Annotated in this window: 13 protein-coding genes; 2 read left to right on the top strand and 11 right to left on the bottom strand. The window is 41.1% G+C overall.

Translation table 11 applies throughout. The features are described from left to right. Positions 1-6 precede the first annotated feature (6 nt). From gyrA to ACFN7Z_RS04720, 5 genes are all read right to left on the bottom strand, one after another. Entirely contained in the window at positions 7-2,988 is a 2,982-nt protein-coding gene (gene gyrA, locus ACFN7Z_RS04740) for a DNA gyrase subunit A (protein WP_094148339.1), read from the bottom strand. A 305-nt stretch (positions 2,989-3,293) separates the two neighbouring features. Next, a complete protein-coding gene (locus ACFN7Z_RS04735; protein ID WP_010327222.1) occupies positions 3,294-3,902 on the bottom strand; it encodes a hypothetical protein in 609 nt (202 codons plus the stop codon). A gap of 295 nt (positions 3,903-4,197) precedes the next feature. After that, positions 4,198-5,133, bottom strand: a complete 936-nt coding sequence (locus tag ACFN7Z_RS04730; protein ID WP_010327223.1) for an FAD-binding protein — start codon at positions 5,131-5,133, stop codon at positions 4,198-4,200. Between the two features lie 17 nt (positions 5,134-5,150). Next, a complete protein-coding gene (locus tag ACFN7Z_RS04725) occupies positions 5,151-5,903 on the bottom strand; it encodes an electron transfer flavoprotein subunit beta/FixA family protein (protein ID WP_395442589.1) in 753 nt (250 codons plus the stop codon). Positions 5,904-6,385: 482 nt separating this feature from the next. After that, positions 6,386-6,991 carry a LysE family translocator gene (locus tag ACFN7Z_RS04720; RefSeq protein WP_010327224.1) on the bottom strand — a complete coding sequence of 202 codons (606 nt, stop codon included), beginning with the start codon at positions 6,989-6,991 and terminating at the stop codon, positions 6,386-6,388. Positions 6,992-7,105: 114 nt separating this feature from the next. Between ACFN7Z_RS04720 and ACFN7Z_RS04715 the strand changes: the two genes are divergently transcribed. Together ACFN7Z_RS04715 and ACFN7Z_RS04710 are read left to right on the top strand one after the other, a co-directional pair. Next, a complete protein-coding gene (locus ACFN7Z_RS04715) occupies positions 7,106-7,600 on the top strand; it encodes an Lrp/AsnC family transcriptional regulator (protein WP_004695793.1) in 495 nt (164 codons plus the stop codon). Next, positions 7,600-8,205: a GNAT family N-acetyltransferase gene (locus ACFN7Z_RS04710; protein ID WP_010327225.1), complete on the top strand. Its 606-nt coding sequence runs from the start codon at positions 7,600-7,602 to the stop codon at positions 8,203-8,205. The genes ACFN7Z_RS04715 and ACFN7Z_RS04710 overlap by 1 nt, the downstream gene beginning before the upstream one ends. Here the strand turns inward: ACFN7Z_RS04710 and ACFN7Z_RS04705 are convergent. The 6 genes from ACFN7Z_RS04705 to ACFN7Z_RS04680 form a co-directional block, all read right to left on the bottom strand. Continuing rightward, on the bottom strand, positions 8,132-8,530 hold the full coding sequence (locus ACFN7Z_RS04705) for a hypothetical protein (RefSeq protein WP_010327226.1): 399 nt from the start codon (positions 8,528-8,530) through the stop codon (positions 8,132-8,134). The two genes, ACFN7Z_RS04710 and ACFN7Z_RS04705, sit on opposite strands and share 74 nt — an antisense overlap. Before the next feature lie 324 nt (positions 8,531-8,854). Continuing rightward, the gene (locus ACFN7Z_RS04700) at positions 8,855-9,766 is read right to left on the bottom strand and encodes a tyrosine recombinase XerC (RefSeq protein WP_035330499.1); all 912 of its coding nucleotides are present in this window, start codon (positions 9,764-9,766) and stop codon (positions 8,855-8,857) included. 154 nt (positions 9,767-9,920) lie between these two features. Beyond that, the gene (gene dapF / locus ACFN7Z_RS04695) at positions 9,921-10,766 is read right to left on the bottom strand and encodes a diaminopimelate epimerase (RefSeq protein ID WP_010327228.1); all 846 of its coding nucleotides are present in this window, start codon (positions 10,764-10,766) and stop codon (positions 9,921-9,923) included. A 6-nt stretch (positions 10,767-10,772) separates the two neighbouring features. Beyond that, positions 10,773-12,023, bottom strand: a complete 1,251-nt coding sequence (lysA, locus tag ACFN7Z_RS04690; RefSeq protein WP_010327229.1) for a diaminopimelate decarboxylase — start codon at positions 12,021-12,023, stop codon at positions 10,773-10,775. Positions 12,024-12,055: 32 nt separating this feature from the next. After that, complete coding sequence (locus ACFN7Z_RS04685; protein ID WP_010327230.1) at positions 12,056-12,280, bottom strand: hypothetical protein; 225 nt, start codon at positions 12,278-12,280, stop codon at positions 12,056-12,058. Between the two features lie 133 nt (positions 12,281-12,413). Beyond that, on the bottom strand, positions 12,414-13,817 hold the full coding sequence (locus ACFN7Z_RS04680) for an amino acid permease (protein ID WP_010327231.1): 1,404 nt from the start codon (positions 13,815-13,817) through the stop codon (positions 12,414-12,416). Positions 13,818-13,885 lie beyond the last annotated feature (68 nt).

Genomic DNA, 13,885 nt, shown 5'->3' with positions numbered 1-13,885 from the left:
ATTCAGTTAGTCTTCGTTCGATGTGTTGGTATCTGTTGTATTTTCAAATGCATCTACATTTACTTCGTCAACCACAGTTTCTTCAGTTGTTTCAATAGAAGCATCTAAAATATCATCTTCGACTTCAACTGCTTCAACAGCAACGACACCGACCAAGATTTCTTCATTACCTAAACGAATCAGACGTACACCTTGTGCATTACGACCCGTTCTAGCAACTTCAGAGGCACGAGTACGAACTAAAGTACCGCCATCAGAAATCAACATCAACTCTTTAGATTCATCAATGGCAACCGCACCAACCAACTCACCGTTACGTTCAGATGTTTTGATTGCAATGACGCCTTTACCACCACGTTTCTTGGTTGGGAAGTCATCAACTGGCGTACGTTTCCCATAACCATTTGCAGAAGCACACAGTACTTCGCCAGTTTCAGGCACAACAACCAATGAAACAATACGGCTCGCCACACTTAAATCAGAAGATTCTTCATCATCTGAATCTGTGTCGGTTTCACCATCATCTTCGGCCTGAGCTGCAGCTAAAGTGACGCGCATACCACGTACCCCTTTTGCAGTACGTCCCATCACACGTGCATCAGTTTCAGAGAAGCGAATTGCTTTACCTTCATTTGAGAACAACATGATTTGCTGTTCGCCATCGGTGATTGCAACACCAATCAAGGTATCTTCTTCTTTCAGCTCAATTGCACGTAAACCGTTTGAACGAACATTACTAAATTGCTCTAATTCAACACGCTTGACTGTACCAGATGCTGTTGCCATAAATACAAAGAAATTCTTACGCATTTTCTCTGCAAGATCAGCAAATTCAACAACGGTTTCATTGTCTAAATCAGTTGTTGAAAGCTCAACACCCAACTCTTTCAATTGCTTACGTAATGCATCAGAGAGTTCATCAGCATCTTCAGCCAACTCATCGAATGAAGCTTTTAACGCTTCATAATGCGCGTCGATAATACTATTTTCACGTAATGTCGCGACATTGCTACGCACAAAGTTTTTGAACTCAGCTAAGCGTTCTTTAAATTTCTTCGGCGCATCAATCACAGGAAGAATTGCTGTGATTGTCTCATCGGCATCTAGTGGCAATAAGTTCACCATTGGGCGACCTTTTGAACCACGCGATGCTTGAGGCACTTCAAACACTCTCAGGCGATAGACTTTACCAACATTGGTAAAGCACAACACTGTGGCATGGTTAGAGGTCACAATCAGATGCTGGATGTAGTCATCTTCTTTCATCGAGGTCGCAGATTTACCACGTCCACCACGACGCTGCGCAGCATAGTCTGAAAGTGGTTGAGTTTTCGCATAACCTGTTTTTGAAACAGTCAGTACCACTTGCTCTTCAGGAATTAAATCTTCACGCGAGAAGTCAATACGAGACTCAACAATTGCGGTACGACGAGCATCGCCGTATTGTTGCAAAATTAAAGCTAATTCTTCTTTAATCACTGCCATCAATAAATTGAAGTCATTTAAAATCGCTGTGAGTTCAGTAATTTGACCTAAAATTTCAGTATATTCAGCTTGTAACTTGTCTTGTTCAAGACCCGTTAAACGGTGCAAACGAAGCTCAAGAATCGCACCAACTTGCGCAGGCGATAAACGATAAATCTGACCATCTAAACCAAACGGACGACTTGGATCTTCACCTTCAATTTCGTCGGGACGTACAGAAACAGAACCTGCTTTTTCAAGCAATGCAATCACATTCCCTGCTGCCCACTCACCTGCTTGTAAACGCTCACGCGCCTCAGCTGGGTTTGCAGAAGTTTTAATGGTTTCAATGATCGCATCAATATTTGCTAATGCTACCGTCAAACCTTCTAAAATATGGCCGCGCTCACGTGCTTTGCGCAACTCAAACATAGTACGACGCGTCACTACTTCTTGGCGGTGACGAATAAATGCCGCAACAATGTCTTTCAAGTTCATTAACTTTGGCTGGCCGTTGTCTAAGCACACCATGTTAATGCTGAAAGAGTTTTCCAACTGCGTGTTTTGGAATAAGTTATTTACCACAACTTCAGCGTTTTCACCACGCTTTAAGTCAATGGCAATACGCATCCCGTCTTTGTCAGATTCATCACGTAGCTCAGAAATGCCTTCCAGTTTTTTCTCTTTCACCAACTCAGCAATACGTTCAATGGTTTTCGCTTTGTTGACTTGATATGGAATTTCTGTGAAAACGATCGTGGTACGACCTGTTTTTTGGTCTTCTTCAAAGTGGTATTTACCACGAATATGCAAACGACCTTTACCCGTACGGTAAGCATCAACAATGCCCGCTTTACCGTAAATAATGCCACCTGTAGGAAAGTCTGGACCCGAAATATATTCCATCAATCCTTCAATTGAAATATTTGGGTTTTCAGCATAGGCCAAACAAGCGTTCACTACTTCAGTCATGTTGTGCGGCGCCATATTGGTCGCCATACCCACAGCAATACCTGTAGTACCGTTAATCAGTAAGTTCGGAATACGCGTTGGCATCACTTGCGGAATACGTTCAGAGCCGTCGTAGTTGTCTTCCCAATCCACCGTATCTTTTTCAAGATCGGCAAGGATTTCATGAGTCAACTTACGCATACGAACTTCGGTATAACGCATCGCAGCTGCGCTATCACCATCGACCGAACCAAAGTTCCCCTGACCATCAACCAATTGATAACGCAAGCTAAAGTCTTGAGCCATACGAACAATGGTTTCATAAACAGCAGAATCACCGTGTGGGTGATATTTACCGATCACATCACCAACCACGCGGGCAGACTTTTTATAAGCTTTGTTGTAGTCATTACCCAATTCGTGCATTGCATAAAGCACACGACGATGAACAGGTTTTAGACCATCTCGAACATCTGGCAAAGCACGAGAAACAATCACGCTCATTGCATAGTCAAGATACGAGTTCTTGAGTTCATCCTCAATCGCAATCGGTCTGATTTCCGATACGCTCATGCATACTCCTTATTCTACAAACGTAAAACCGCTTGCATTTATATGTCGTAAAACTTGCAAAATTATTAGTTCAAAATACTGAACTAAAAACTGAAATATAGCCGCAAATTATAGCATAAACACTCTGATTTTTGTGTCACGTCACAACACTTAATCTCGTTAATTTTCTTTAATTTAGGGGTTATTTTTTACACATGTATAGGATACACATTTACAGCCGATCACATTCCCTATTAACGTTGCGTAAAATGCAAAAAAGCCCTCATTTTTGAGAGCTTTAAGCCATGTCTTGCCTATCTTTGAACTTACTGATCAATCCCTTGCTTATCGCGCTGCATAATATGAAATGCCACCATAAACAAGCCCAGTATTAAAGGAAACTCATATAGCTCCTCCATCAGGTCTTTATAAGCAATCTGATGTAAGAAAATTCCACCATAAATGCGACTGTGTTCAATGCCGTCAGAAATAATCAAACCCAACACCGTGAGCAGCATTGCCCAAGCAGGTATCGTAATGTTCTTCATTTTTATCGCAATCTCATGGCGCAATGGTTTAACCAACAACATAAATACGACTGAACCAATCAAAACCACCGAGATGCCACGAAAATATACTTTTGGGACTTCAGGGAAATAGTCCCTACCCCAACTGGTGCTACGTCCAAACAAAAGCAACCACCACAGCACAGCCCAGATCCAAAAATACTTTTTACCATCAGAAAGACGCATTGGCTGCATGTAAAAATAGCTAAATACAGCAAATATCAATAAAAGTAATGCTTGAATATTTTCGACGCCACGTACAACAGCACCACCTAAAAGTGGAAACTGCAGATCAGCTAAAAATGGAAAAATTAGACACAGAACAGCAAGGATCAGAACAGACCAAGATACACGCGTATCAATCAGCAAGATTACAACTCCCAACTTAACAAAAAATGTTTTGTGTAAGTTAAGCTTAAAAATGGATGGCAAATAGTATCATAAATCTGAATATTCAGATGCACACTCATCTTAAGAAATGCTTAAATTTTCATTATTATTTGCAAAATACAAGGACTTAAAATAACAAAATAAATATCGAGTGATTTTGATTTTTTATAATATTGAGATTGATTTACGCACATAAAAAAACGCTCCTGCACATGACAGCTAAGCATTGCTTAAACTGCTTGCACAAAAGCGTTTTTTGAAACGTTGTCAGGAATTAGATTTTAGATACTAACTCTGGAACAACGGTATTCAAATCACCTACTAACCAGTAATCTGCTACTGCATTGATAGGTGCTTCTTCGTCTTTGTTGATCGCAACGATCACTTTAGAGTCTTTCATACCTGCCAAGTGCTGGATTGCACCAGAGATACCTACAGCGATATACAGATCAGGCGCAACAATTTTACCTGTTTGACCTACTTGCATGTCGTTTGGAACGAAACCAGCGTCAACCGCAGCACGTGATGCACCTTGAGCAGCGCCCAATTTGTCAGCCAATGGATCAAGAACAGTATGGTAGTTCTCACCTGAACCCACACCACGACCACCTGAAACCACAATACGCGCAGCAGTTAATTCTGGGCGTTCAGATTTCACGATCTCTTCAGCAACAAACTTAGAGATACCCGCATCTTTTGCTTCGCTTACAGCTTCAACCGCAGCAGAACCACCTTCAGCAGCAACTGGGTCAAATGCTGTACCACGTACAGTACCAACAATGATTGCTTCATCAGACTGAACTGTTGCAATCGCGTTACCTGCATAGATTGGACGCTTGAACGTATTTGCAGATTCAACAGCAATGATGTCTGTAATCATGCTCACGTCAAGAAGAGCAGCAACACGTGGAAGAATATTCTTACCCGTTGTAGTTGATGCAGCCAATACGTGTTTGAAACCACCTTTAGCAATATCTGCAACCAAAGCTGCAACGTTTTCAGCCAATTGGTTTGCATAAACTGCGTTGTCAGCAAGTAATACTTTGCTTACACCCGCAACTTTTGCAGCAGCATCAGCAACAGCTTGAGCGCCAGAACCAGCAACTAATACAGTGATATCACCACCGATTTTTTGAGCTGCAGCAACAACGTTTAAAGTTACACCATTTAGTGCTTTGTTGTCGTGCTCAGCGATAACTAAAATACTCATGATTTTATCCTTCTGTATTAGATCACTTTCGCTTCATTTTTTAGTTTTTCTACAAGTTCGTCTACAGACTTCACTTGTACGCCAGCTTTACGTTCAGCAGGCGCTTCAACTTTAACTGTTTTAAGTTTAGTTGTTGTAGAAACACCAAAATGAGCAGGAGACTTCGTATCCAGCGGTTTTTTACGCGCTTTCATGATGTTTGGAAGAGCAGCATAACGTGGCTCGTTCAAACGTAAGTCAGTGGTGATGATCGCTGGAAGTGCAAGTTCAACAGTTTGTAAACCACCGTCGATTTCACGAGTTACTTGTACTTTGTCGCCATCAACTTTAACTTCAGAAGCAAAAGTACCTTGACCTGCACCTAAAAGCGCACCAAGCATCTGGCCGACTTGGTTAGAGTCATCATCAATTGCTTGCTTACCAAGAAGAATCAACTGAGGTTGTTCAGCGTCAACAACGCCTTTCAACACTTTCGCAATTTCTAAAGCACCCAGTTGGCTGTCATCAGCTTCAACTAAAATACCGCGGTCAGCACCAAGCGCCATAGCAGAACGGATTTGCTCTTGCGCTTCTTTAGGACCAATAGAAACAACGATGATTTCTGAAACAGTTCCTTTTTCTTTTAAGCGAACCGCTTCTTCCACTGCGATTTCACAGAATGGGTTAATTGACATTTTAACGTTGGTTAAGTCAACACCACTGTTGTCCGGCTTAACGCGAACTTTAACGTTGGCATCAACCACACGTTTTACAGCAACAAGAGCCTTCATGTAATCCTCGGCTGTTTTAGCAAATGTAAATGTTGAGAAAAGTTAGTTTAACTCTTCACTTAAATTTTTTTAGGTGCCCTATCTTGCAATGTGTACGGCATTTCGGTCAAGTCACAATTCACCAAAGAGCTGTAAAAATGCGTAAATTTAGCTGAACGACGCGTTCATACTTTTTTGTACGCACTATATTTGCACAAAATCGCACTCAGATTAAGTTATGATTTTTATTATATTTTTATCTGATTTACATTATTCAAAGATTTGATTTCTTTTCTCTAATATTCACCATCAAATAGATTATTGACTGTCTGTTCACATCTTTATCAGGCTTCACAAATCTGTCATTTAAGATAGATCACACAGCCTTAGATTCAAATACTCATTATTCTAGATATACGATGACACAATATTGCTGCTTTATTAACCATTCTAAAAAACTTCCTCAAAAAAAAAGCATGCCATTTTGACATGCTTCTCTGAGTTTAATTGGCAATCAGCCATGTCGCGGCCAATGCCAGCAAACCACCTGAAGTACCATCAATCCATTTTTGTTTACGTTCATCTATTGGGGACTTCTGTGTCAGTTTTGCAAAAACCAGACTCAAACTACAGTAGACCACAAAAATCATCGCGATAAAAAGTAAAGATAAAATCAAACCTTGACTGACAGTGTTGGCAGATTTGTCGATAAATTGCGGCAAGATCGCAAAATAGATAAGCATACCTTTGGGATTTAATAGTGCAGTAAAAAAGCCTTTTTTGATCAAGTTATTTTCCGTTTTTCGGTCTAGTTGCAATTTTTTAGTACTAAAAACCGACTTTAATAAACCAAAGGCCAAATACAACAAATATGCAATGCCTAACCAGCGGATGGTTTCAAATAAAAGCGGGAAAGACACAATAATGGCAGCAATACCCAAAGCCACTAAAATTGAATGTAGTAAATAGCCTGTACATACGCCGACAGTCGCCATCATGCCTGCTTTTGCATCTTTGCCCATAACTTGAGACAGAATAAATAACATATCTGGCCCAGGTGTAAAAATCAGCGGCAGCACGGTCAGTGCAAAGAGTACATATACAGACATTTCCTTTCCCCTTTCATCCATTAGAAAGTGAAAATTAGTATGTGCGAAATAATACAAAATTGGCTTTCAATTTATTCTATAATAAAACGTATTTTTCAAATTATATTCTAAGATATGAAACAATCACCAAAGTCTGTGCGCATAAAACTTGACCGTATTGATAAAAATATCATTCGCCACTTACAAGACAATGGTCGTATTCAAAATAATGACTTAGCACGAGAAATCGGTCTATCACCGTCTTCATGCCTAAGACGCGTCAAACTATTAGAAGAAGCAGGTGTTATTCAAAATTATACCACAGTGGTCGATCCACAAAAAATTGGCCTTCAACTGATTCTGTTCTCACGTATTTGGCTGGTCGGTCAAGATGCCGAAACCATCGACACCTTTATTGAAGCCATGAAAGAGCTCCCTCAAGTCATGGAATGCTACATTATTTTAGGGGAATGCGATGCAATGCTGAAAGTTGTAGTACCTGATTTAGAAAGTTATCGCGAGTTCCAATCCACACATTTGACCAAAAAGAATGGCATTACCAGTGTCAAAACAGACTTGCCAAGTCAAATCATTAAACAAAGTTTCCAACTCCCACTTGATGAAATCTAATGTCAACGCATTTAAAGTTTGCGATAGAAACGGCGCGTTTACGTCTAAGGGCTTGGCGCGCAGATGACTTTCCTGCATTTGCACAGTTAAATGCCAATGCTCAAGTGATGCGTTATTTTCCTAGTTCACTCACACAAACAGAAAGCGATGCCCTTGCGCAAACGTTTCAGCAATTCATCAATCAAAATGGTTGGGGCTTCTGGGCAGTTGAACTAAAGCATAGTCAGGAATTCATTGGATTTACAGGTTTACATGCTCAACCTGAACGCTTTGATTTTTCACCCTGTGTCGAAATCGGTTGGCGATTGGACTCGAAGTTTTGGCATCAGGGCTATGCTACAGAAGCTGCACGGGCTTGCCTATATTTCGCTTTTTCGGTTTTAGACTTGGATGAGGTTGTTGCTTTTACCGCAGTTCAAAATAGGGCTTCTGAAGCGGTAATGAAACGTCTCGGCATGCAACATCGGGGCTATTTTAATCATCCTAAACTTGATCAAAATAGCCCACTGCTTCGATATACGCTCTATGCCATTAAGCCAACTGACTTTCTAAAAAATCACGATGAATATGACTTAAATCAATCAATTCATATTGTCCAAGATTAAAAATTTTCCAGACTTCAAGAAAGTCGTCTTTTAAATCAATGCTATTTGAGGGTTGTGCAGTCGCTTGCCACTGTAAATCGGAAATCCATAAATAGTATTGCCCAGTCTCTGCATTAAAAGCCTGAACTTTACCTGCTGCATTGACACCTTGAACAAATGCATTTTCAGGCAGTACAGGCTCAATATTGGCTAAACTAATTTCAACAAAGTGTTTGACCTGACGCAAACCATAGCCCGCAAAAATATCTTTTTGCGCGGAGCTGAGTTGATCATACTTTGCTTGTATATCTGAAATCATATACTGACCTATTTTCACATTTGTCATCTTCAATATAAGCTTAAATCTACCGTTTCATTAAACTGGAACATTAAGCCCATCCTCTTTTAAGTTTATACTCTATTTTTTGCCGATTTATTATTCTACAAAAGTTCATAATCACACTTTTTCTAACAAAAGTGAGCGATCATTGCTACTTATTGATCTAGTTGATTCAAGCAAGAATAATGCCAAATCTCACAGTCCATCCTAGCGCTTTCATAGATATCCCCTAATGTGTTTACGCCGTTTGTTCTGACCTTTGGCATATAACCTAAAACACAGTGCTATAGTGCATGCATTCTGTGACACTATTTTTAAAGTATGAATGAACTAATTTTTCACCTTTTGCTGTGCTCGTGGATGTGTCTGATCATACACTTGAGCCAGTCTGTCAAAATCGACATGGGTATAAATTTGGGTGGTACTTAAGTTACTGTGGCCTAACATTTCCTGCACTGCGCGCAAATCACCACTGTTTGACAGCATGTGACTAGCAAAACAATGACGGAGTAAATGCGGATGCAGATCGATATTTACGCCTGCACGCTGTGCCTGAAACTTGACCCGATTTTCAATCTGGCGCATCCCCAAAGGATTGCCCTTTTGAGTAATAAAAACTTGTGCATCGGGCACAAAATCACCATTCCACAGCGGATAAATGCTCAGCCATTTCATTACTGCATCTTTGGCTTTAGAACCAAAAGGCACAACCCGAGTTTTATTACCCTTACCTGTAATACGCAGTAACTGTCGGTTAAAGTCGATATCTTTAATTCTTAAGCCTTGCACTTCCGCTAAGCGTAATCCACTGGAATAAAGCAGCTCAAGCAAAGCTTTGTCTCGATACCACATTTGCTGTTCGACTTCTTTCTCAGGCAAGGCCTGATCCAAAATTTGATTGATGGTTTCAATATCCACTAGACCTGGTAAAGGACGAGGTTTACGTTTAAGTTGAAAGTCATCGGCAGGATTAAAAGCCAAATGTTGCCCCTGCTCAGCCCATTTCATAAACTGACGAATAGAGGACAACATCCGCTGTAAACTACTAGAGCTCAACTGTTGATATTCAACTTTTTGTGCAATAAATTCTCGCAAATCAGTAGCTTCAACATCGCCCAACTCAAGCTTTTTCTGTTCGCAAAATAGCAGAAATTCAGACACATCTCGTTCATAAGCCTGCAAAGTATGGGTAGACTGATTTTGTATTTCTCGTTGTTTTAACCACATCGCGAGCAGTTGCATGGGCTCAAAAGTCACAAGTCAGCCTCTATAGTTCTATTCTGTGGAAGATTGATTTTCTTTTGCATAGTAGCACTGTCTCAGCTCTTTCTATACCTATGTACATTTTTCATAAAAAAAGCACTGATGAATCAGTGCTTCTTGTGTGACGCTAAACTTAGTTTTGATAGTAACTCAGATCGATACGTCCTTCGTAGACATTTGAGGTTGGTCCCGTCATCCAAACCACATCACCTTCACGCCATTCAATATGCAACTTACCACCTGCGAGCTCAATCTCAACAGATGAATCGAGTAAACCACGGCGCATACCTGAAATCGCAGCCGCACAAGCTCCAGTTCCACAGGCCAAGGTTTCGCCTACACCCCGTTCAAACACACGTAAGCGCGCATGCTTTTCATCAATGATTTGCATAAACCCAGCATTCACACGCTGCGGAAAACGCTCATGCGATTCAACCTGAGGCCCTAGACGTGCAACATCAGCTGTGATTACGTCGGGAACAATTGTAACTGCATGAGGGTTACCCATATTCACCACATCAATGGTCAATTGCTCATTGTTCGTCAAAGCAATGTCATACAAAGCTTCTGGTGCATCCGCAATAAATGGAATTTCCTGTGGCAAGAACTTTGGATAACCCATATTCACACGTACCCAGCCATTTTGACCGAGTTCAGGTTCTACAATTCCAGCCTTGGTTTGCACTTTAATCTTGGTCTTTGTAGTGAGCTGGCGCTCATGTACAAACCGTGCAAAGCAACGCACGCCATTACCACATTGTTCAACTTCAGAACCATCGGCATTGAAAATTCGGTATTTGAAATCGACATTAGGTAAATCGGGTGGCTCAACAATCAATAACTGATCAAAACCGATGCCGAAATGACGATCCGCCAAGCGCTGAATCGTAACAGTATCAAGGAATGCTCTTTGGCTGATTAAATCAACCACCATAAAGTCATTGCCTAGACCATGCATTTTGGTAAATTCTAATAACATCTTGAATTATCCTTCAGGCAATAAACGTTCTTTGTCCCAAAGCGACTCAATGGTTTCACGCTCACGAATCAAATGTGCGTTTTCACCATCCACCATTACTTCAGCGGCACGACCGCGACTGTTGTAATTTGAACTCATGACAAAACCATAAGCGCCAGCACCCAATACCGCCAGTACGTCATTTTCTTTGAGTGCAAGCAGACGCTCTTTACCCAAGAAATCACCTGTTTCACAAATCGCACCAACCACATCCCACTCTTTTGCCTCGACATCTGAACGCGGGGTAACGAGCTGAATATCCATCCATGCTTCATACAGTGCAGGACGAATCAAGTCGTTCATGGCTGCATCAATAATCGCAAAGTTACGGTGAATAGTCGGTTTGAGTAAATCAACTTTGGTCAGGAGGACCCCTGCATTTGCCGAAATACTACGTCCTGGTTCCATATACACTTTCAAACCCAATTTTTCTAAAGCGGGCTTCATTGCATTGGCATATTCAAAAACGGTAGGCGGTACTTCATCTTTATAGGTCACGCCTAAACCACCACCAATATCGATGTGTTTCAACTGAATACCCATGGTTTTCAGCTGATCGATCATCACAATCACACGATCTAGCGCATCCACAAAAGGCTGTGTTTCGGTCAACTGGGAACCAATATGGCAGTCAATACCAATAATATCTAAATTCGGCAGCGTTGCAGCATATTGATAGGTTTCAAACACCGTATCTGAAGGAATACCAAATTTATTTTCTTTTAAGCCTGTTGAAATATAAGGATGCGTTTTCGCATCTACATCTGGATTGACTCGCAGTGAAATGGGTGCTTTTTTGCCGAGCTTCGCTGCAACTTTTTGAATACGATCTAGCTCGGCATGAGACTCGACATTGAAGCATGCAATACCCACTTCTAATGCTTTTTGAACATCGATCTCAGTTTTACCTAAACCCGAAAAGACAATTTTAGAAGCATCGCCACCCGCTTTTAGTACACGAGCCAGTTCTCCGCCGGTCACAATATCAAAACCTGCACCGAGCTTCGCAAGGACATTCAATACCGCAATGTTTGAGTTCGACTTGACCGCAAAACAAATTTGATGATCGATAAAGTCAAAAGCACGATCCATCTCTGTAAAGTGTTTTTCAAAAGTCGCTTTTGAATAAACATACAGTGGTGTACCAAATTGCTGCGCAAGCTGTTGCAGCGAGCATTGCTCAGCGTGCAAAACCCCATGATTGCGGGTAAAACTCATGAATGTATCCTTTCTATGAAGCGTTTAAGGTATTAAGGCTGATTGGTTTCAACTGAAGGTGCAGCAAACTCTTGCTTAACGGGCGCTGTATCTTCCTTTTGTACAGACGGCTTAGATGCTGCGTCTTTATAAAGCAAATATTTCGCTCGCTTGTCGTAGTTTGGATCATTTGGCATATGTAATGTACCAGACTGACCACAACCGACGAATGCAGTACTCATCACCAAGACACTGATGCAGCAAATGACAGAACGCATCTGATCACCTATTTGATATTTTGAAGAAGTATAACCTGATCAACATACATGACCAAACCACTAAGCGCTAAAGATTATAGTGAGTTAAAAAAAAACGCCAGTTAAAGACTGGCGTTTTTCTCAATCGCATCGATTATTTATGTTTCGGTTTGTAGAAACCAAAATAACCAATAATCAAAATGATGAACCAAATCGGACTCACCATTAAAGCTTTCATGGTATCGGCTTCTAGTGATAACACATAGATCACACCAATAAAGAAAACAATCACAAACCAACAGGTAAACAGACCACCCGGTAGCTTAAAGGTCGATTTTACATGTAACTCTGGACGTGTTTTGTAATACACAATGTAGCTCCAGATAATCATAATCCAGACGCAGATAAACAAAATCGTCGACAGTGTAGTTGCCAAAGTAAAGGCTTCAACAGTATTTGGTACAAAGTACTGTAGTGCAGCACCTAACAGTAAACAAATGGCTGAAAAGTACAATGCATTTGCAGGAACAGCACGCTTGTTTAAGTGGCTAAATGCTTTTGGCCCTTGATCTTCACGAGACAAACCAAACAACATACGCGACGTTGAAAACACACCACTGTTCATTGATGACATCACAGAAGACAATACCACCAAGTTCATGATGATTGCTGCTGCTGCAATACCCGCTTGACTAAACAAGTTCACAAAAGGCGAAACCGCTGGATCAATCACGTTCCATGGTGTCACTGACATCACAATCACTAAAGACAGTACATAGAAAACAATGATACGAATTGGAATCGAGTTCACCGCTTTAGGCAAATTTTTCTCTGGGTCTTTGGTTTCAGCAGCCGTGGTACCGACCAGCTCTACACCTACAAAGGCAAAGATCGCAATTTGGAAACCAGCAAGGAAGCCTGTCACGCCTGTTGGGAACATTCCTCCATGTGACCAAAGATGACTAAATGATGCAATTTCACCCGTCGTTGAAGTGAACCCTGTAAAGATCATCCATAGACCAACGGCAATCAACACCACAATGGCAATAATCTTAATCAGTGCAAACCAGAACTCCAGCTCACCAAACAGTTTCACCGTGACCAAGTTCAAGCCCATGATGAACACAATGGCCGCAACACTGATCATCACCCCTTCCCCAGGTGTGAACGGCATCCCTCCATTAAAGAACTGAAGGTAATAAATAATGGCTGATAAGTCCGCGATACCAATCGTGATCCAACATAGCCAATAGGTCCAGCCAACGAAATAGCCTGCCCACGGCCCAATCAAATCGGTAGAGAAATCGATAAACGATTTGTACTTCAAGTTAGACAGCAGTAATTCGCCAAGCGCGCGCATGACCAAAAACACCATAAAACCAATAATCATGTAAATGATTAAAATAGATGGCCCAGCGAGACTAATCGTCTTCCCCGACCCCATAAATAAACCTGTACCAATCGCACCGCCAATCGCAATGAGTTGTAAATGGCGGTTGGATAAACTCCGTTTTAAATCACCTTGTTCAGAGGTCGATTCTGTATTTTCTAAACTCATTCTTGATGTCGTCTTTTATTTCCAGTCGCCAAAATTACCCGAAAAGAACAAAAAAATAAAAATAAAAT

Origin of the sequence: Acinetobacter sp. P1332, from assembly GCF_044057475.1 — a bacterium.
Lineage (GTDB): Bacteria > Pseudomonadota > Gammaproteobacteria > Pseudomonadales > Moraxellaceae > Acinetobacter > Acinetobacter johnsonii.
The sequence above is the reverse complement of the archived record's forward strand: the minus strand, read 5'-3'. Positions and strand labels throughout refer to the sequence as shown.